This is a genomic window from Fodinicola feengrottensis (genome assembly GCF_039530045.1).
Lineage (GTDB): Bacteria > Actinomycetota > Actinomycetes > Mycobacteriales > HKI-0501 > Fodinicola > Fodinicola feengrottensis.
The window spans coordinates 122,025-139,234 of record NZ_BAAANY010000032.1 but is presented as its reverse complement, the minus strand read 5'-3'; the positions used below and the strand labels follow the sequence as shown (position 1 = coordinate 139,234).

Sequence of the window (17,210 nt, the reverse complement as noted above, 5' to 3'; positions counted from 1 at the left end):
ACTGAAGGGTGCCCCCCATGGCGGCTAGTCGGCGAGATTTTCTGAAGTATTCATCGGCGGCCGCGGGAGGTGTTCCGCTGCTCGCCTCCAAGATCTCCTTGGGGGCGACGGACGACTTCGCTGGGATAGTCGCGGCGTACCGAGAGTTGCAGGTCGGCAAGGGGAGGGTTTCGGCCAAGCGTACGAGCGCATTGGGGCGGCTGGACGACATCGCCAGTGAGTACGAGACGACGATGAACACCGCGGCCGGATCCACTCAGCTCTGGGTAGACCTGCCGAAAGGGCACGGCAGCGACTATTTCCCCACCATGTACGCGCGTTTGCGGGCGATCGCGGTGGACTGGGCCACTCCCGGCTCGGCGCTGAGCCAAAAAGCCGGGATGGACGCCCGGATCGTCGCCGCGCTGGAGATTCTCTACGCCACTGAATACAACGAGAACACCGCGGAGATCGGCAACTGGTATTCGTACGAGATCGGCGTGCCCTACTGGGTGCTGCACATCCTTGCCGCGCTTGGGGACAAGGTGTCCACTGAGGACCGTGCGCGGTATTTACGGCCGGTGCTGCGGTTCAACGCGGACCCGAATTTCCGTACGAACACGCCAGGTTTGGTGGAGACCGGCGCGAACCGGGCCGACAAGTCCCTGATCGGGGTGATCGCCGGCGCGATGGTCGGCGACGCGGTCCGGGTGTCGGCCGCGATGGACGCGGTCACCGACGTGGCCGGCGGCGGCGCGGCGAACGTGGTCGCCCGGGTGACCCGCAGCGACGGATTCCACCCGGACGGGTCGTTCATCCAGCACGATGTCGTTCCCTATCAAGGACATTACGGCCTGGTGCTGCTGACCACGGTCGCCGCACTGATGTACGTGACAGCGAAGGCATCCCGGCAGTTGGCCGCGGACGTACAGCAAAAGATCATCGCCACCGTCTCGGACGTGTACGCGCCTTTCGTCGCGCAGGGCGCGATGCTCGAGACCGTACGCGGCCGGATGTTGTCCCGGCAGAGCGAAACCGGCCACGACGCCGGGCACATCCTGATCTCCGCGGTCGTCCTGCTCGCGTTGCGGTCTGGCTCCACGGAGCTGACTTCGTTGGTACGCAAGTGGATCGCCGACGACACCTGGGCGCCCTATCTGGACGTCCCGGACGTACACCGGTTCGCGCCTTTCAACGATCCGGTCGGCGTGCCGGGTGTCGAGTTCGCCGAGCAGTTGCTCGCCGGGTCCGCGGGCAAGGCCGCCGCGGCCGTCCCGGTGCACCGCACTTTCCCGCAGGAAGACCGAATGGTGCACACCACCGCTCGGTGGACCGCGTCCCTCGGCGTGGGGTCGACGCGGATCTGCCGCTACGAGTCCATCAACGGGCAGAACCTGCACGGCTGGTACGTCGGCGACGGCTGCCTTTACGTTTTCCTGCCGAACCAACAAGGTCACTACTCCGACGCGTACTGGCCAACTGTGGACGCGACCCTGCTGCCTGGTACGACAACGAAAGCGTCCACACCACCGGCATTGGGCTCGACACCGTTGTCCTCGAAGGCCTTCGTCGGTGGCGTCGGCCTCGACAGCGGGCATGGCGCGCAGGCGCTGGACTTCGTTTCGCAGGATGGCACGCTGACGGCCCACAAGTCGTGGTTCTTCACGCCAGAGGCGGTGATCTGCCTTGGCGCGGGCATCACGGACGCGTCCGGCGCAGTCGTACGGACGACGATCGAGAACCGGAGCACCAGCGCGCCACTGCTGGTCGACGGCCGCTCGTACGCGTCAGACGGCTCCTGGACCGCGTCGGACCCGCGGTGGCTGGACCTTCCGGGAGTGGCTGGATATTTCCTGCTGGAAAAGGGGAAAGTCGCGCTGAAGCGAGAATCTCGTACCGGAGCCTGGCGAGATGTGGACACCGGCGCGAACACCAAGGGCTCCACCGACCCGTACACCCGGCACTACCAGAGCGTTTTCCTTGACCACGGCACGAATCCGGTTGGCGCGCATTATGCGTACGGCGTGGTGCCCGCGCCGACGGTGGCCGGGCTGGCCATCGCCCGGCTGACCCGAGTGCTGACCAACACCGCTGACGTGCAGGCCGTTCGTACGATCACCGGCCAGGAGTTGGCGGTGTTTTTCGGTGCTGGCACGGCCGGATCGGTGACCGCGTCGGCACCTTCGGCGGTGGGCTGGGGAAACGGCACGCTGGCCGTCGCCGATCCCAGTCAGCTCGGGTCAACCGTGCGGGTCACCGTACGATCCCATGCCCGCCGGATCGTGCACGCGGATCCAGCGGTGCAGGTGGTTTCGTTGCGTCCGCTTGTCGTTGACGTTGCGGTGGGTGGCACGCAGGGCGCCACCCACCGGGTGACAGTCGGTTAACCGGCGGCTTTTTTCTCGGGAGGGGGCGGCGGGAACTGCAGGCCGATCTCGCGCAGGGCGGCGATGCGTTGTCTCACGACCAAAAGTGAGGTCGGCACCAGATCGGAATAGAGCGGTCCGGTGGTGATCTGGCCTTCGTGTTTGCGATGCAGCCAGGTCACTTCCGGCAGCAGATAACCAAAACTCAGCTCGGTGACGGCGATCAGCAGCGAGTTGTCCTCGTTGCGTGGGATGCCGGCCCAGCCGCCGACGGCCCGGGTGAGCAGGGTGCGCATGGTCATGCCAGCCGGGTGGATCGGGGGCAGCTCGTACGCGGTGAGGTGGTCGCTGACCATGCCGGGCTCGATCAGGCCGGGCGGCAGCATGGCCGAAACCGGCACCCGGGTGCCATCGGGCATCAGGTCGTCGGCCTGCCCGCACACCCAGTGCAGCCAGGGCCGGGTGCGGAACGCCTCGATGGAGACCGCGAGTCCGTTGGGCACCACCAGGTCGTCGGAGTCGAGCACGTGCAGGAGCTCGCCGCCGACCCTGGCCAACGCCAGGTTGCGCGTCGCGGCCGCGCCCAGCGCCGCGCCATGCGCCTCGTGGCGGGCGAAGCCGAAGGCGGTGACCGCGTCCGCTAGCTGCGGTTTCTCACCGTCCTCCTGGACGACCCACTCCATTTCCCAGCCGGCCGGCAGCACCTGCGCGGCGAGGCTTTCGCCAGCCTCGACCAGAAAATCGGCCCGGTCGCCATGCGCCGCCGTCAGCACGGAGATCAGCGGCATGGCTGCCGCCGACCCCGCCGGGGCGCCCTTGCCCAGTCACCACGCGCCTGCCGATTCAAGATCATCCTCACTGCCGACGAACCAGTCCCTTCCCTGGTTCGTCGATCTTCGCCCCGGCGTTACGCCCTTCTTTGTCCGCTCGCTCTGCGCTGAGGTCCCGTCACGCGGGGTGGGGCGGCTAGGTGTCGACGAGGGCGGAGGTCGAGTTGAACATCTCCAACAGGACCTGGCGGCCCTCGTCGTCGAGGGTGGCCATCAGGGCGGCGAGCCGCTGGTGAGCGGTCTGCGGGTCCGAGCTGAGCGCGCGGGCCAGCTCCGACCGGATGAGCTCGGCCGTCTGCGTACGTTCTGGCATTTCGCCATACCTCCCGGGTGTTGCCGCGGGGTACGAAACATGCTGAATCAGGGCAAGCATGGCATATCGAACAGCCAAAGACTTGCTTCAACACGCAGGCCGCATGAGTTATGCTTCGGGATACCGAACATGACATTGAAATCCCGGAAGACCAATGGCGGGGGCGGGTTGGATTGACCACTACTGAAGCGGAAGTGGCCGCGCCCGAGACGGCGGAAGCGCTGGTACGAGGCGTCAGCCCGGTCCTGGAGGTGCCGTTCACCCAGGACGGCGCGATCGACGTGGCCGGGTTCGGCCGGGTCGTCCGGCATGTGCTCGGCACCGGCGTGAGCAGCGTGATGTTCCCCGGCTTCGCGTCCGAATATCACAAGCTCTCCGAGCCGGAGCGGGCCACGCTGACCGAGGTGCTGCTGGCGCAGACGCGCCACAACAAGGGTGTGGCGGCGATCGTGGCGGTCCAGGACCACGCCACCCGGCTCGCCGTCCAGCGCGCCCAGCGGGCCGTCGAGGCCGGCGCGGACCTGATCAATCTGCTACCGCCGCATTTCCTGTCCCCGTCGCGTGCGGCGGTCAGTGACCACATCCGGGCCGTCCTGGCCGCCGTCGCCCCGACGCCGGTGGTGCTGCAGTACGCGCCGACCGAGACCGGCAGCAGCCTCGCCGCCGCCGACCTGACCGCGATCGCCCGCGACCATCGCAACCTACGGTTCGTCAAGGTCGAGTCGAGCCCGCCTGGCCAGCTGATCAGCGAGCTCGCGGCCGGCGATCCGGCGCTGCCGGCGCTGGAGGGCTATGCCGGCGTACAGCTGCCCGACGCGGCCCGGCGGGGCGCGGTCGGCACCCAGCCAGGCTGCTCCTTTACCGAGATCTATGTGGAAATCTGGCGCCGGTTCGCCGCCGGCGACCAGCCCGGCGCGTGGGATCTGCACCGCCGGCTGCTGCCCTACATTTCGTACTGGATGCTCGACATCGAGCTGATCATCGCCGCCGAAAAGCTGATTTCGGTACGCCGTGGGTGGTTTGAGAGCGCATATTGTCGCGCCCCGCGCCGCCAGTTGGATGCGGAAGAGGTGCGTACGATCGACTGTTTTCTCGTCGAATTCTCCGACTTTCTGCCCGCAGTAGACTGATCGCGACGACTACGGTCCAGATCTCCAGCGCGAAAACGGCGACCCGCTCGGTCCCGCCCAGCCCGATTCCCAGATCGACCTGGCCAAAGAACAGCACGCCGGCCGTGCTGGAAACCGCGGCAGTCGCCAACGTGAAGAGTCGCAGGGCGCGCGTACGAAGGGAAAACCCGGCCAGCAGTAGGCCGAGATTGCCGGCGCCCATGATCAGTAACGCGCCCAACAAGTGCAGGTTTTCGTCCAGGTCAGCGGGTTTGAGCGCGACCAGCAAATAGCCACCGGCGTCGATCAGCAGCAGAATCCGAGCTGTCCACGAAAGAAGACCACGTTTCCAAAGTGAAACCGTCAACAGAACGCCGAGAATGACGAGCGCGCCTTCGACGAAAACACCCGTGTTCATGACGGCATGCGCAGGAGAACAGACATACCGCGGCCTTGTATCGTCCCAGATCTGGCAATGCAGGTTGCCGAGGTCGCTGATATTGTTGCCGGCCCAGCTGTACGGGGTGGGCCAGTCGAGCTGGGTGACGATATGTGCGACGAAAAACTGGGCGGCGCCGACGATCCAGGCCACCGCTGCAATGCGAGATTTCATGGGGTTCCTTCGGTGAAACGCGTTGGGCATCTGCAGCCAACCGAAAAGCGAGGTCAGGCCGCACTACGCTGGACCACCATCGCGAGGTAGGGCTGGCTATACCCACAGGATTACGTTTTGCCCCGATGTCGGTTAAGGGCAGGATGGCTAGCGTGACCGGTATGCGAACTCAACCGACAACTGTCGCGCAGGCGCTGCTCTCGAAGCGTTTCCTGCTCACCAGCTGGCCTTGGCGCGCGCTGGCATATCTCGTGACGACCCCGATCCTGGTCGCTTTCGCGTCCGTTCCGCTCGGGTTCCTGGCCATTCCCTGGCTGGTCGCCGTGCATGTGAGCGGTCAAGGCAATGTCCCTGCGATCGCGATCTGGTTCCTGATCGGCGCGATCATGCTCGCGGCCGGTGGACCGCTGGTCGCCGCGCCGCTGGGATGGGTGGAGCGCCGGCGGCTCGCCCTGGTGGATTCCCGTCCACTACCCAAAAAGGCCTGGCGGGCCGATCCGTGGCAGTGGCTGCGAAACCTCTACACCGATCCCGCGACCTGGCGCGAATGCGCGTACGCGGCCCTGTTCGTCACTGTTATCCCGCTCGCGTACGGCAGTGTCTGGCTGCTGATCGGGGTCGAGGCGATCCTGCTTTTCTGCCCATTCCTGGTGGGCGCCGGCGAAGGTCCGATCGCCTTCGGGTTGGGGCAGCTCACCAGCGCCGGCCAGGCGCTACCGTACGCGCTCCTTGGCTTGATCCTGCTGCCGCTCGTACCGTACGCGTGGAGTGTTTTGGCCGCACTGCACGCCATCGTGGCGCGGGCGCTGTTGCAGGGCGCGGACACCGATCAGCTCAGGGCGGAGTTGGTGGAGGTGTCCCGGTCGCGGGCCCGGTTGGTGGACGCTTTCGAGGCCGAGCGCCGGCGGATCGAGCGTGACCTGCACGATGGCGCGCAGCAGCGGCTGCTGGGTCTGACCATGCAGCTGGGCCTCGCCAAGCTCGACACGGCACCCGACTCACCCGCCGGCAAGGCCGTCGCCGATGCCCATGACCAGGCCAAAGAGCTGATGCAACAGCTCCGGGAGCTGATCCGCGGCATTCATCCGCCGGTGCTCACTGACCGCGGGCTGCCGGCCGCGGTGGCCGAGCTGGCGGATCGTACGGCGGTGCCGGTGAGCGTCGACGCGGCCCTGCCCGGCCGGTTGCCGGCGCACCTCGAAGGCGCCGCCTATTTCGTGATTTCCGAGGCCCTCACCAACGTCGTCAAACACAGCGGCGCCACGAGAGCGGAAGTTTTCCTACGGTTGAACAACAACGTCGTCGAAATCGACATTGTCGACAATGGTCATGGCGGCGCAGACCCGCGCGGCGGCAGTGGCCTGACCGGGCTCGCCGACCGGGTCGCGGTCGCCGACGGCAAAATGTATCTGTCCAGTCCGGTCGGCGGTCCGACCCTCGTACGCGTGGAGATCCCGTGCCTTCCAGCGGCTCAGTAGTCCTTGCCGAGGACGGCGTGCTGCTGCGCGAAGGCCTCGCGGGCCTGCTCACCCGGTTCGGTTTCGAGGTGGTCGCCGCCGTCGGGGACGCCGAGGCGCTGGAAAGTGCGGTCGCCGCGTACCGGCCGGATCTGGTGGTGACCGACATCCGGATGCCGCCCGGTTTCACCGACGAGGGCCTGCGCGCGGCCGTACGCCTGCGCCAAGCCGACCCGACGCTCGCGGTGGTCGCGCTCAGCCAGTATGTCGAGCAGAGTTATGCCGCTGAGCTGCTCGATTCGGCCGGTGGCCAGCGGGTTGGCTACCTGCTCAAGGACCGGATCGTGGACATCGAGGACTTCATTGGCTCGCTGCGCCAGGTCCTGGACGGCGGCACCGTCGTCGATCCGCAGGTCGTACGCCAGTTGCTGCGCCGCAACTCGGACCCGCTGGCCAGACTGTCCACCCGTGAGCTGGAAGTGCTCGGGTTGATCGCGCAAGGCCACTCCAACGCGGCGATCACCCGGCTGCTCGTCGTCTCCGAGGCCACCGTCGGCAAGCATGTCGGCAACATCTTCGCCAAGCTCGACCTGCCGCCCACCGAGGACTCCCACCGCCGCGTCCTCGCGGTCCTCGCGTACCTCCGGACAATTGACAGGTAGGATTTCTCCTACCTAAACTGGAGTCACCAAGATCAGAGGGGGACGAGGATGACGATGTCCGAGCAGGCGGAGCGGTTCCGGCGGGCCGCCGACGGGTTTCAGGCGCGGGTTGAGGCGGTGCCGGCGGATCGGTGGGAGGCGCCGACGCCGTGCCCCGACTGGACGGCAAGGGATGTGGTCGCGCATGTGATCAACGAGGCCCGCCGCGTGCTCGCGACCGTGCGTGGCCTGGAGCCGGAGCAGGTGTACGGCGTGCCGGTGGCCGACATGGGGAAGCTGCCGCAAGTGCGGCCTGATGCCGATCTGGCGGCCGCTTGGGCACGGATCAGCGCCGGTATGACGGTCGCGATCGACGATCCGGACTGCCTGAAGGTCGCGCTGCCGACACCGGTCGGTCCGTTGCCTTTCAAGGACAGCCTCGAAGCGCTGCCGGAGGACGTACTGATCCACACCTGGGATCTGGCCCGCGCCACCGGCGGCGACGAGAAACTGGACCCGGAAGTGGTCGCGCACGTGTACGAGCATTTCAAGCCAATGGACGAGTTTTTGCGCCAGCCCTGGGCTTTCGGCCCGAAGGTCACGCCGCCGCCGGACGCCGACCTGCAGACCGAATTCCTCTGTTTCGTCGGCCGGCATCCGTAGGCTTCAAGAAAGAACGCGTGCGGGAATTCCGTGTTTGGGTCGCATCGTCGCAAGCCCAACGGCCGCGTCGGACGTGCTGAGAAGCTCGACGCGGCGCTCTCGTACGAAGTGAGCCAGCATCGTTTTCACTTCCGTTGTCGCGAACATCGATCCAATGCAGCGATGGGTGCCGCCGCCGAAGGGCAGATATTCGTACGGTGCGGGCTTGCGTTGGTGAGACCAGCGACTGGGATCGAACCGGGTGGGCTCTGGCCAGAGCTCCGGCAGCCGATGGGTCACGTACGGGCTGATGATGATCGAGGTGCCGGCCGGGATGTGGTGGCCTTCGAAATCGAAGGCGCTGATGGATTTGCGCAGGTCGATCGGCCCAGGTGGATAAAGCCGGAGAGTCTCACTGACCACGTTGTCCAGATAGGACAGTTGCGGCAGGTCGTCGGCGGTCAGGTCGCGGCCGGCCGGCACGGCGGCGGCGACTTCGGCTCGCGCCTGCTCGAAAATCGCCGGGTCGACCAGCACGGCTCGGGTGGCCCAGGCCATCGCGGCGCTGGTGGTTTCGTAGCCAGCGGCGATAAGACTGATCACCTGGTCGGCGATTTCCAGGTCGGACAGCCCTGAACCGTCCTCATCGCGGCCGCGCACCAAAGCGGTGAGCACGTCCGCCGAGTCCTCGTCGGCGGACCGCCGGCGGTCCACCTCGGTCTGGACGAGGTCACGGACCTTCTCGCGGGCCGTGATCGCCCGCTTGTACGCGGGAAGGTTCTTCCGGATGGGCAGCAGCAGCGGGCTCTGGTCGAGCAGGTCCAGCGCGATCTGCAGCTGTGCACCGAAAACCGGCTCATCGGCGGCCAACCGCTCGCCGAAGAGCGCGGTGATCGTGCCATGCCGGATCGCCCGCCGGAATTCCTGGTAGAGGTCGATTTCGCTGCCGGGGTGCCAAGAATCCACCGTCTTACGGGCATGCGTGGCCATGATGGCGACATAGCCGTCGATCCGCCGCCGAGTGAAGGCCGGTTGCACGAGCCGGCGGCGCCGGTGGTGATCGTCGCCGTCACTGACGATCATCGCGGTCTCGCCGTCGACCGGCACGAGGACGTCGAAGGCCTCGCGCCAGCTGAAAAGCTCGGAATGGGCGAAGACGAACTGGTTGGCCTCCGGGCCCAGCAAGTAGGTGTAGCCGCCGAGCCGGCACACCGGCCCGAACCGCCGGTAGAGCCCCTCCAAGCCGCTGAACTGGTCGCGGGCCAGGTCCACCATCCCACCGAGCCGGTCGGCCATCCCCCCGAGCCCGGTTTTCGCTCGTACCAACGACTTCCTCCTCGCCTTGCGCTGCGAAGCCCAGACTACCCTCCAGTTTCGCCGGCGAACCGGGTCAGGGTCGCTTGGGGAATTTGCGCAGGCTGTTTTCCAACTCTTCAAGCAAAACCATTGCCGCGTACAGATGTGACTTCGCGTCGGTGCAGTCTTTCAGCAACGCTGAAGGGAAACGCGCGGCCGCTATGCGTTCTGGCTCTTCGAGCAGCCGCACCTTCGTACGCATCGCGCCGGCTCTGCGTCCGGCCATGAGGACGTTCATGCGGGTGTCCAGCCGCGATCTTTCCGATCGCCCCGATTCATCGCCGATCGGGCTGGTCTGGGCCAGGATGGCGTCGGCGGCCTCGCAAGGTGTGGCTGTGTGGTCGAGGCGGCGGAAGCGGCAGGTCATCGCGAGCCAGCCGATCGTCACACTCGCCAGCAACGCGGGCACGAGCACGATCGGCACGCCCAGGTAGATCGGCAGCGGGAGAGAGCTGCCCGCCAGCACGACGATCGGACCGCCGAGCACGCCAAGCACGATGTGCCGGAGAGGTCGCCAGCGCCGATTCCACTCGCCGGCTTCGATATGCGCGCGTTCGCGGAGCAGGTCGCTCGCCTTGAAGAGCAGCACACGTGCCGACCGGGCGTTGGGTAGGGAGGCGCCCCACGTGCTCTCCGCGCGGCGAAGCAGTTGAGTAGTGACGGAGATTTCGCCGGCCCACGTCCACAGGTCGCTCGCGGTTTGGATACGGATGCTGGGCAGGCGTCTTTCCTTGTACGGCATCGGATTCCCTATCGGGTCTGCGCGTCGGCGGGCTGCCGCGGCGATGGCGGCAGCACTGGCGACTGCTCCAGGATTCGAAGCAAAACGGCCTCGACGCGGGTCGTCGGGACTTCGGCCGCCGTGTACGCCTCGCCGCTCGCCGGCATCCACACGATCCGGCGCGCCGCGGCCTGCCGCTGCAGCCCCGTGCACCACCGGTCGAAAAGCTCGGCCCGAGCCCTTTCGCTGATCGGCCGGGTGATCGCGACGGCGAACATCGCCCGCATCCCACGTACGGACAGAGGCCCGTCGAGCCGGTGCTCGTACAGCTGCATCTCGCCCTCCTGTGTGCTCATAATAAGAAGCAAATATGCGCTTGCGGTATCGTAAGGCCGCGTAAGTTTGCGCTACCATCCGGACGATGGCACAGTCGGCCGCGCTCTGCAACCAGTTCGGGCGGATTTATCCGCCGCGCCAGCACGGGAGGGTTGGGTCATGAAAAACGGCGGCCAGTCGGATGAGGTAGCCTTTACGCCACCGGAACGTTTACGGGACCGTACGGTCACAACGGAGGGCAGCTTGCCGAGCAGCGGGGGACCGAAGTTCAGCCGCAAGCGGGTCGGCGAGGAGATCCGCCGGCTGCGCAATGAGGCGATGCTGTCGCAGGGTCAACTCGGCAAGCTCGTACGTGCCTCCGGCGCCCGCATCTCCCGCTTGGAAACCGGCGAAACCGCCCCCGACCTCGCCCTCGTCATGAACATCCTGGAAGCCCTGAAGGTCGACAAGGAACTCACCAGTACGCTGATTTTGGTCGCCCGCGAAGCCAACGAACAAATGTGGTGGAAGACCAGCGGAATGCCCGAGCGTCAGGCTGCTTTCGCTGAACTGGAAGGAACATCTCGCCGAATCTGCGAGTATTCAATGGTGTTCTTTCCCGGATTGCTGCAGTGTCCTGAATATGTCGAGATCCGATATGCGGACAGGGAGTCGGCGATCGCGGTCGATGGGCAAGCAGCGGCAGCCGGACGCGTTAAGCGGCAGGAGATCCTTCGTCGGGAAGGCGATCGGGTCAAATACACGGCCATTCTCGACGAAGGTCTACTCCGGCGGCAAACAGCTCCTTCGCGTGTTATGACCAAGCAGCTTCGATACCTCGTAGAGATGGCGTCGCTGCCGACAGTCGACCTGCGAGTGGTTCCGTTGAATGTCAGGTTCAGCCAGTACTCGCCTCCCTTGACCGCCTTCTTTCTCTTCGATGTGGGGGCTTCGGAGCGCGTGGCGGTCGTTGAAGCTGAGACCAATGAACTGACGGTTACCGACAAGAGCCAAGTCCAGCGGTACGAAGTTCTGTGGGACCGGATTTTCCAAGTGTCTTTGAGCCCGGAGAAATCCATCGAGCTCATTCAAGGAGTCGACACATGACAAATGTCAGTAACTGGCGCAAGAGCAGTCGCAGCGGCAACACCGCGAGTTGCGTGGAAGCCGGCAACGCGAGCGCGGTTGTAGCGGTACGGGACACCAAGCTCGGCGAGTCCTCACCCGTGCTGCGATTCGCCCCAGAGCAGTGGCGTACATTTGTCTCCAGCACCAAGGCCCACGGCTTCACGGCCTGACGGTCCGTCTTATCAGCACCCCGCCCGGCCTACTCCGGTGCGGGGTTGCTGGCTTTCATAACCCTCCGCTAACGCGCGCTTACTTGGTACGCTGAGGCCTCGCTGCCGCGTACACACACGGAGGTTCTTTCGTGCCCAAGGTCATCGTCCCCATCGGCTTCGACGGCGGGACCTGGTATGACACCGCCCCGGACGCCGACTCCGAAATCGCGGAGTACGAGGTCGTGACAGCAACTGACACGGTTACGCTCAGCAAGGACGAGTACACGATCTGGCAGCTCACCTACGCTGACCCGGAGGCATCGAGCCGCTGTGAGTTTGGCCGTTCGACCCTGGAAGAGCTGGCTACCCTCGAGACGGTGGCAACGCAGGCGCCCGACAAACCACCAGTCGACGTTCCGGCTGTTGTCGACAACCTGTCGAAGTGGGGCACGCTGGCGGAGTTCGATCCCGAGACCGAATCCGGGCTTGAGTTCCTTCGATCGCACCGGCTGTTCCCCACTGGCGATGCTCTCGGTAACAGTCTTGACGACCGTCTCTACTTTCGCATCGGCCGCGAAGGCCGGGTTCTGCTCAAGGTCTACTCCGACATCTACACGATCTGGTCGAGGAGTGTTTACGACTCGTCGATCTGGGACGGCGTCAGTCAGTTCCACGCGGGGTTGGATGATCCGCAGATGACCGCCGAGCAAATCGGCGTGCTTGTCGCGCGGTCGCTTCCAGCGATCGTGGCCAATCGCTGCGCGTACTTGCAGCAGTCATGACCAGCGGCCCGAGCGGCAGCCGCTATGGTGGCCGAAGACAGGGCAATGGCCACAAGAGCATGGTGGTTCGGGCCCTTGAGCGTGGCAATGTCACCGAGCCGAAATACCAGAAGCAATTCGTTGAAGAGGCCAAGAACGCGGGGTTGTCCACGGCGATCTTTACGCCGGTCAACGTCGTTGCTGGCACCTTGACATCAATAGGCGTTTGGATAGCGCTGAACCCTCAGACATTCGATGAGAAGCTCATTGACGCAGCGATCAGCGCCACTCCGGGGGTGGTTGTCGGCTCTGCGGTTGGCGTAGCGCAGACACTTTTCAGCAAATATCGAGAAGTGCGCAAGGCCAGCAAGCAGGCGGTCAAGGATCGCGCTGAGGGCAAGGATCCCGACACCGAGCCGCTGGACAAGTTCAAGCAGCACGATGACGCAATCGCCGCCCAAGCGCGCAAGCACCGAGGTTTGCTGGGCGTCACGTCCCGGGCGATCCGCGCTCTGAGCCAGCGGCTCACCGGTACGAATCAGCGCGTCGACGCGCTGCAGGCGCAGTTCGCGGCGGAGCTGGCGGCCGTACGGCAGGAATCTCAGAGTCAGTTGGCTGCTCAGCGGCAGTATTTTGAGGGGCGGTTGGCGCAGCAGGATCATACGATTCAGGCACGGTTCGCGGCTGGGGAGCGGCGGGTGCGTAGTGAGTTTGATGCGCATACCAGTGGTGTGCGGAGTCGGCTTGATCGAGCGGATGAGCGGCTGGATCGGCATGATTCGGGGCTTGGATTGGCGCAGTCTGGGCACAACACGAATGCTGCGCGGATTGATCAGTTGGAGCAGCGGGCTCGTCAGCAGCCACCGCCCTTGCTGCCGCCGGCGGATGTGGCGCGTGGTCAGGATTTGCTTAATCACGCCCGGCGGAGCCGCGACGAGCAGCGCGCTGTTCCGCCCTCGGTGAATCCGCCGACGCCAGGTCAGCCGTACAACCAGCCGCCCGCGCCACCCAGCCCACACCGGCCCCGGCAGTAGCTCGCACTTTGCTTCAGGAGGGTGATTTCTCAGTCCTCCAACGGAAGATCAAGCGTTGGCAGGTCTGTTTCCCGGGAGCCCACCTCGAAAGCGGCGCCGGTCGTGGTGGTCGACTGTCTTCCGTTCGTAAGGATTTCCATGGTGGCGCTGGCCGTGTGTCGCACATGGCGGGTGCTGCCGGACGGGTCGCGATATGTCAACGCGGCCGTGTGCTTCAATGCGACTTCGATGTCGAGGTGCCCTCCGGGCGTGGGGATGGCGAGCGTCGCGCCGCTGTCGGTCAGGGTTTCGACCCGGGCCCGTCGGCCGAGGCCGCCGAGCGCGAAGATGTGGGCGCCTATCCGCACCGAACCCGAGCAAACCCACGGGGTGAGCCGGCCGCCGACGCGTACCCGGGCCAACACGAGGTCAACCCAGGTCACCGGTCCGGTGAATTCCGCCGCATGCAGCCAAATCCATTGCTCGGCGTGTTCCGTTCCCCAATTATGGCCGACGGTCGCTCTCCATCGGTCGATCGCCCAGCGCCGGCCGTCCACGTCGACCGTGCCGCTGATCGTGCCGTCCGGAACAGGCACCTCCACTTTTGTACGTGGCAAAGGAAGACGATAAAGCACGGATGGCCGCAAGGGTCGCAGCGTCGGCTCGTCGGACGCGACGCGCAGCGACCAGGAGCTGCGGTGACCGCCCCAAGTTGCGGTGCCCTCAAAGGAATCCGGGTTGCCGGGAGTGTCGTCGGTGGCCAGAATCTGTTTGACCGCCGCGGGTTCCGGGTCGAAGGTCGTGCACCAGTAAGAGGCCGACGGTGCGCCGCTCGCCGGCTCGTGCCGCGTGTGCCGGATCCATAAAGCGCGCCTGCCGCCGGGTTCGCGCGCGCTGACGAACCACGATTCGTACCCACCTGCTGCCATCTCGCGATTGTGCGCCATCCGCATCGTGAATGGGGGGATGCGTAGGCTGTTTACCTGGAACAATGGGGCGGACGAAGTCGACCTCACGAGGGGATCTGGCCGATGGCGGTAGAGCTGGCGGAGCTGATCGGGCAGTTGCGGGCTGAGCTGACTACCGCGATGAATGCCGGCCAGCAGGCGGACCTGCGGTTCGAGGTCGGGCCAGTGGAGCTGGAGCTGAGCATTGTCGTGGAGAAATCGATAGCACCCGGCGCGAAAGTGCGGTTCTGGGTCGTGGAGGCCGGCGCCGACGCGAGGGCCGCGACGGCCACCACCCAGCGGATCAAGCTGACACTCGATCCGCGCAAGGCCACCGACCCGACCCAACGGGCCCTCATCTCCGGTGCCGAGGTGGCCGGCGAGCGGTGACACTACAAGTGCGAACTGGTCCGCGCGATGGGTTTGGTATGGCGAAAATCGAGAAATGGTGGTTTCGCGAGCTCGACTAACGACTTGATTCAGGGTGATTCGGGAGATCTTGCGAGTATCTTACCGATGGTTGCGTAGGGGTCGTTAGGGCACGGCGTTGTCGTACGGTGGCAGCGTGCCCGCATTGAAGGAGCGTACTGGACGGCCGCAAGTGCCCCGTCACGGTTTTCCGCAGCGGCTGTGGAAGACGGTCGAGGAGCACCCGCCGCCCGGTCTTGACCAGCTGAATCGGTGGCGGAGTCCGCTGCGGGGACCCTGGTTGACCTCGATATTCGGCGTTACCTTGCTGGTCTGTTTGCCGCTGGTGACTGTCACCGGGCTGTTGGACTTCATCGCGTACGGGCCGCAGTTCGGTCAGGCATTCCCGGGCGATGTTGGCTGGCTGCACCTCCCGTTTTTCGACTGGCCGACGAGGCCGGCGTGGCTTTTCCGGCTGACGCAGGGGTTGCATGTCGGGCTCGGGATCGTGTTGGTTCCGGTCATCCTGGCCAAACTCTGGTCTGTCGTACCGAAACTCTTCGCCTGGCCGCCGGCCCGGTCGCTCGCGAACATCCTGGAACGCCTTTCGCTGCTGCTGTTGGTCGGCGGGATTCTTTTCGAGGTCGCGACTGGGGTGTTGAACATCCAGTACGACTATGTTTTCGGGTTCAGTTTTTACGAGGGCCACTATTACGGCGCCTGGGTGTTTATCGGCGGGTTCGTCGTCCATGTGTCCTTCAAATTCCGGACGATGGTGAAGGCGCTGCGATCGCGTTCGCTGTGGGCCGAGTTGAAGATTGCCAAAGCCGATACCAAACCCGAACCACTTGACGAAGAGGGGCTGGTAGCGGTGAATCCGCGGCCGGCGACCATCAGTCGACGGGGAGCGCTCGGGTTGGTGGCTGGTGGTGCGCTTTTCGTCGCGGCGATCACCGCGGGCCAGACCGTCGGTGGGATTTCCCGGTGGGGCGCGTTCCTGTTGCCACGCGGCCGATCGTACGGGAATGGTCCAACCAGCTTTCAGATTAACCGTACGGCGGTGGCGGCTGGCGTGAAAGTCGACAATACCTGGCGACTTTCCTTGACTGGCGGCGAAAGGGACGTACAACTGGACTTGGCCACCTTGCGTTCGATGAGCCAACACACCGCTGATCTTCCGCTCGCCTGCGTGGAAGGATGGTCGACCGTCCAGTCGTGGTCGGGCGTACGGCTGCGGGATTTGGCGCGGCTGGCTGGGATGCCGGCGCCGGGGTCCGCGCATGTCCGGTCAGTGGAGAAGAACGGGTTGTTCGGGCAGGCGACCTTACAATCCAACCAAGTGCTTGATCCGGATGCTTTGTTGGCGTTGAGGGTAAATGGCGTGCCGTTGAGCCTTGACCACGGCTTTCCGGCTCGTATCATCGTGCCGGCGTTGCCGGGAGTCCATTGCACGAAATGGGTCGCGTCCATCGACTTCCGGAGGTCGTGAGATGCGCAGAGCACGCGAGCTTTATGGCGCTGACCTTTGGCAGTTGGCGTTGGTGTTGCTGTGTTTTTCGCTGGTTGGCTATGTGGTCGGTCAGGTGCTGGGAGACCCGGCGGCATGGGTGATTGGCGCGTGGTTTCTCGGCGCGGTGATCGGGCATGATCTGCTGCTTTTCCCGGTCTACGCGCTCGCCGACGTTATTCTCGCCCACACCGTGCGGCGTTGGCACCACCCGCATCGGTGGCTGCCCATTCCAGTGGTGAATTACGTCCGGCTGCCAGCGCTCGCGTCCGGTCTCACTTTGATTCTCTTCCTGCCGGGCATCATTCAGCAGGGCGCGCAGACGTATCTCAACGCCACTGGGCAAACGCAGCAGCCATATTTGCGGCGCTGGCTCATTTTCGTCTTAGTGGCTTTCGCGGTGAGTGGTTGCGTGTACGCGATCCGGGTGTGGTTCGCGACCCGACCGCTGCGGCACAGCCAAAAACTGGCCCGGTCGGTGGTCGAGCCGGGGGAGCGAGTGCTGACCTTCGCGGCCGTCCCGGGTGCGGCGCCGGAGGCGGTCGGCGGCAGTGGCGGGCTGTATTTTCCTGTGGCCGAAGAGAAATGGCGGCGGATCGGGTGGGAGGACCTGCGCAGCGCGAGATGGCAGGCTGATCGTGGCGAGTTGGTGGTGCAGGACTACGCGGAGCGTACGACGCTGAGCCTCGCCGCGCCGCGAAACCTGCCGGACCTGGTCACCGCCGAAATCACGGCCAGTCACCTCGCGACCGAACGGGTCGGCCAGCATGTGCAGCTGCGGGTGGCCCGCAACGCGCACACCGGCCGGGTGGCCTGGCAGGTGCGTCTGGATGCCCCCACCAGCGCGGAGACCGTCGATCAGGCGATCCACGAGCTGTCCCAGAACCTTGGCATACCGGCCGGACCTTGGCACGAAGTGGGGGTTTAGAACGCGGCCGCGCTGGATACCTTC

Annotated in this window: 18 protein-coding genes and 1 pseudogene; 12 read left to right on the top strand and 7 right to left on the bottom strand. The window is 65.3% G+C overall.

The annotated features are described in order from the left end of the window. Positions 1 to 17 precede the first annotated feature (17 nt). Positions 18 to 2,366 carry a polysaccharide lyase 8 family protein gene (locus tag ABD301_RS33675; protein ID WP_344314249.1) on the top strand — a complete coding sequence of 783 codons (2,349 nt, stop codon included), beginning with the start codon at positions 18 to 20 and terminating at the stop codon, positions 2,364 to 2,366. Here the strand turns inward: ABD301_RS33675 and ABD301_RS33670 are convergent. Further along, positions 2,363 to 3,133: a glycosyltransferase gene (locus ABD301_RS33670; RefSeq protein ID WP_344314248.1), complete on the bottom strand. Its 771-nt coding sequence runs from the start codon at positions 3,131 to 3,133 to the stop codon at positions 2,363 to 2,365. The genes ABD301_RS33675 and ABD301_RS33670 overlap by 4 nt on opposite strands. Before the next feature lie 178 nt (positions 3,134 to 3,311). Next, complete coding sequence (locus tag ABD301_RS33665) at positions 3,312 to 3,488, bottom strand: hypothetical protein (protein WP_163572418.1); 177 nt, start codon at positions 3,486 to 3,488, stop codon at positions 3,312 to 3,314. Between the two features lie 173 nt (positions 3,489 to 3,661). Between ABD301_RS33665 and ABD301_RS33660 the strand changes: the two genes are divergently transcribed. After that, entirely contained in the window at positions 3,662 to 4,618 is a 957-nt protein-coding gene (locus ABD301_RS33660) for a dihydrodipicolinate synthase family protein (protein WP_344314247.1), read from the top strand. A 10-nt stretch (positions 4,619 to 4,628) separates the two neighbouring features. Here the strand turns inward: ABD301_RS33660 and ABD301_RS33655 are convergent. Beyond that, positions 4,629 to 5,210 (bottom strand): annotated as a pseudogene (locus ABD301_RS33655) (DUF998 domain-containing protein); the annotation flags it as partial. Positions 5,211 to 5,371: 161 nt separating this feature from the next. On the opposite strand from ABD301_RS33655, the gene ABD301_RS33650 reads away from it, so the two are divergent. Genes ABD301_RS33650 through ABD301_RS33640 form a run of 3 tightly spaced genes read left to right on the top strand, consistent with a single transcriptional unit; the run spans position 5,372 to position 7,971 of the window. Continuing rightward, entirely contained in the window at positions 5,372 to 6,688 is a 1,317-nt protein-coding gene (locus ABD301_RS33650; protein WP_344314246.1) for a sensor histidine kinase, read from the top strand. Then, positions 6,667 to 7,329 carry a response regulator transcription factor gene (locus tag ABD301_RS33645; protein WP_344314245.1) on the top strand — a complete coding sequence of 221 codons (663 nt, stop codon included), beginning with the start codon at positions 6,667 to 6,669 and terminating at the stop codon, positions 7,327 to 7,329. The genes ABD301_RS33650 and ABD301_RS33645 overlap by 22 nt, the downstream gene beginning before the upstream one ends. Before the next feature lie 54 nt (positions 7,330 to 7,383). Next, entirely contained in the window at positions 7,384 to 7,971 is a 588-nt protein-coding gene (locus ABD301_RS33640; protein ID WP_163572416.1) for a TIGR03086 family metal-binding protein, read from the top strand. A 3-nt stretch (positions 7,972 to 7,974) separates the two neighbouring features. Here ABD301_RS33640 and ABD301_RS33635 read toward each other — a convergent pair whose 3' ends face one another. From ABD301_RS33635 to ABD301_RS33625, 3 genes are all read right to left on the bottom strand, one after another. Then, positions 7,975 to 9,276 carry a cytochrome P450 gene (locus ABD301_RS33635; RefSeq protein WP_344314244.1) on the bottom strand — a complete coding sequence of 434 codons (1,302 nt, stop codon included), beginning with the start codon at positions 9,274 to 9,276 and terminating at the stop codon, positions 7,975 to 7,977. Between the two features lie 64 nt (positions 9,277 to 9,340). Further along, the gene (locus ABD301_RS33630) at positions 9,341 to 10,048 is read right to left on the bottom strand and encodes a hypothetical protein (protein WP_163572413.1); all 708 of its coding nucleotides are present in this window, start codon (positions 10,046 to 10,048) and stop codon (positions 9,341 to 9,343) included. 8 nt (positions 10,049 to 10,056) lie between these two features. Then, positions 10,057 to 10,383 (bottom strand): hypothetical protein, encoded by a 327-nt coding sequence (locus ABD301_RS33625; RefSeq protein WP_344314243.1) that lies wholly within the window; start codon positions 10,381 to 10,383, stop codon positions 10,057 to 10,059. A 139-nt stretch (positions 10,384 to 10,522) separates the two neighbouring features. Here ABD301_RS33625 and ABD301_RS33620 point away from each other — a divergent pair, with 139 nt between their 5' ends. From ABD301_RS33620 to ABD301_RS33605, 4 genes are all read left to right on the top strand, one after another. Continuing rightward, positions 10,523 to 11,449 (top strand): helix-turn-helix domain-containing protein, encoded by a 927-nt coding sequence (locus ABD301_RS33620; protein WP_163572411.1) that lies wholly within the window; start codon positions 10,523 to 10,525, stop codon positions 11,447 to 11,449. Next, positions 11,446 to 11,640, top strand: a complete 195-nt coding sequence (locus ABD301_RS33615) for a DUF397 domain-containing protein (RefSeq protein WP_163572410.1) — start codon at positions 11,446 to 11,448, stop codon at positions 11,638 to 11,640. The genes ABD301_RS33620 and ABD301_RS33615 overlap by 4 nt, the downstream gene beginning before the upstream one ends. 131 nt (positions 11,641 to 11,771) lie before the next feature. Beyond that, entirely contained in the window at positions 11,772 to 12,404 is a 633-nt protein-coding gene (locus tag ABD301_RS33610) for a hypothetical protein (RefSeq protein ID WP_163572409.1), read from the top strand. Further along, the gene (locus ABD301_RS33605) at positions 12,401 to 13,417 is read left to right on the top strand and encodes a hypothetical protein (protein ID WP_344314242.1); all 1,017 of its coding nucleotides are present in this window, start codon (positions 12,401 to 12,403) and stop codon (positions 13,415 to 13,417) included. Before ABD301_RS33610 ends, ABD301_RS33605 begins: the two co-directional genes overlap by 4 nt. Positions 13,418 to 13,446: 29 nt before the next feature. Here the strand turns inward: ABD301_RS33605 and ABD301_RS33600 are convergent, their stop codons facing one another. Continuing rightward, complete coding sequence (locus ABD301_RS33600) at positions 13,447 to 14,325, bottom strand: hypothetical protein (protein ID WP_279582428.1); 879 nt, start codon at positions 14,323 to 14,325, stop codon at positions 13,447 to 13,449. Between the two features lie 102 nt (positions 14,326 to 14,427). Here ABD301_RS33600 and ABD301_RS33595 point away from each other — a divergent pair, with 102 nt between their 5' ends. The 3 genes from ABD301_RS33595 to ABD301_RS42630 all read left to right on the top strand — a co-directional run bounded on the left by ABD301_RS33595 (position 14,428) and on the right by ABD301_RS42630 (position 17,186). Next, positions 14,428 to 14,733, top strand: coding sequence for a trypco2 family protein (locus tag ABD301_RS33595; protein ID WP_344314240.1), 306 nt, complete (start codon positions 14,428 to 14,430; stop codon positions 14,731 to 14,733). A 238-nt stretch (positions 14,734 to 14,971) separates the two neighbouring features. Continuing rightward, positions 14,972 to 16,240 carry a molybdopterin-dependent oxidoreductase gene (locus ABD301_RS33590; RefSeq protein WP_344314294.1) on the top strand — a complete coding sequence of 423 codons (1,269 nt, stop codon included), beginning with the start codon at positions 14,972 to 14,974 and terminating at the stop codon, positions 16,238 to 16,240. A 1-nt stretch (position 16,241) separates the two neighbouring features. After that, positions 16,242 to 17,186 (top strand): hypothetical protein, encoded by a 945-nt coding sequence (locus tag ABD301_RS42630; RefSeq protein WP_279582426.1) that lies wholly within the window; start codon positions 16,242 to 16,244, stop codon positions 17,184 to 17,186. Positions 17,187 to 17,210: the final 24 nt, after the last annotated feature.

Excerpts from the sequence above, each read along its gene's own strand:
- ABD301_RS33675 (WP_344314249.1), top strand. The coding sequence starts at position 18 with ATGGCGGCTAGTCGGCGAGATTTTCTGAAGTATTCATCGGCGGCCGCG.
- ABD301_RS33670 (WP_344314248.1), bottom strand. The coding sequence starts at position 3,133 with ATGCCGCTGATCTCCGTGCTGACGGCGGCGCATGGCGACCGGGCCGAT.
- ABD301_RS33665 (WP_163572418.1), bottom strand. The coding sequence starts at position 3,488 with ATGCCAGAACGTACGCAGACGGCCGAGCTCATCCGGTCGGAGCTGGCC.
- ABD301_RS33650 (WP_344314246.1), top strand. The coding sequence starts at position 5,372 with ATGCGAACTCAACCGACAACTGTCGCGCAGGCGCTGCTCTCGAAGCGT.
- ABD301_RS33640 (WP_163572416.1), top strand. The coding sequence starts at position 7,384 with ATGTCCGAGCAGGCGGAGCGGTTCCGGCGGGCCGCCGACGGGTTTCAG.
- ABD301_RS33630 (WP_163572413.1), bottom strand. The coding sequence starts at position 10,048 with ATGCCGTACAAGGAAAGACGCCTGCCCAGCATCCGTATCCAAACCGCG.
- ABD301_RS33625 (WP_344314243.1), bottom strand. The coding sequence starts at position 10,383 with ATGAGCACACAGGAGGGCGAGATGCAGCTGTACGAGCACCGGCTCGAC.
- ABD301_RS33620 (WP_163572411.1), top strand. The coding sequence starts at position 10,523 with ATGAAAAACGGCGGCCAGTCGGATGAGGTAGCCTTTACGCCACCGGAA.
- ABD301_RS33615 (WP_163572410.1), top strand. The coding sequence starts at position 11,446 with ATGACAAATGTCAGTAACTGGCGCAAGAGCAGTCGCAGCGGCAACACC.
- ABD301_RS33605 (WP_344314242.1), top strand. The coding sequence starts at position 12,401 with ATGACCAGCGGCCCGAGCGGCAGCCGCTATGGTGGCCGAAGACAGGGC.
- ABD301_RS33600 (WP_279582428.1), bottom strand. The coding sequence starts at position 14,325 with ATGGCAGCAGGTGGGTACGAATCGTGGTTCGTCAGCGCGCGCGAACCC.
- ABD301_RS33595 (WP_344314240.1), top strand. The coding sequence starts at position 14,428 with ATGGCGGTAGAGCTGGCGGAGCTGATCGGGCAGTTGCGGGCTGAGCTG.
- ABD301_RS42630 (WP_279582426.1), top strand. The coding sequence starts at position 16,242 with ATGCGCAGAGCACGCGAGCTTTATGGCGCTGACCTTTGGCAGTTGGCG.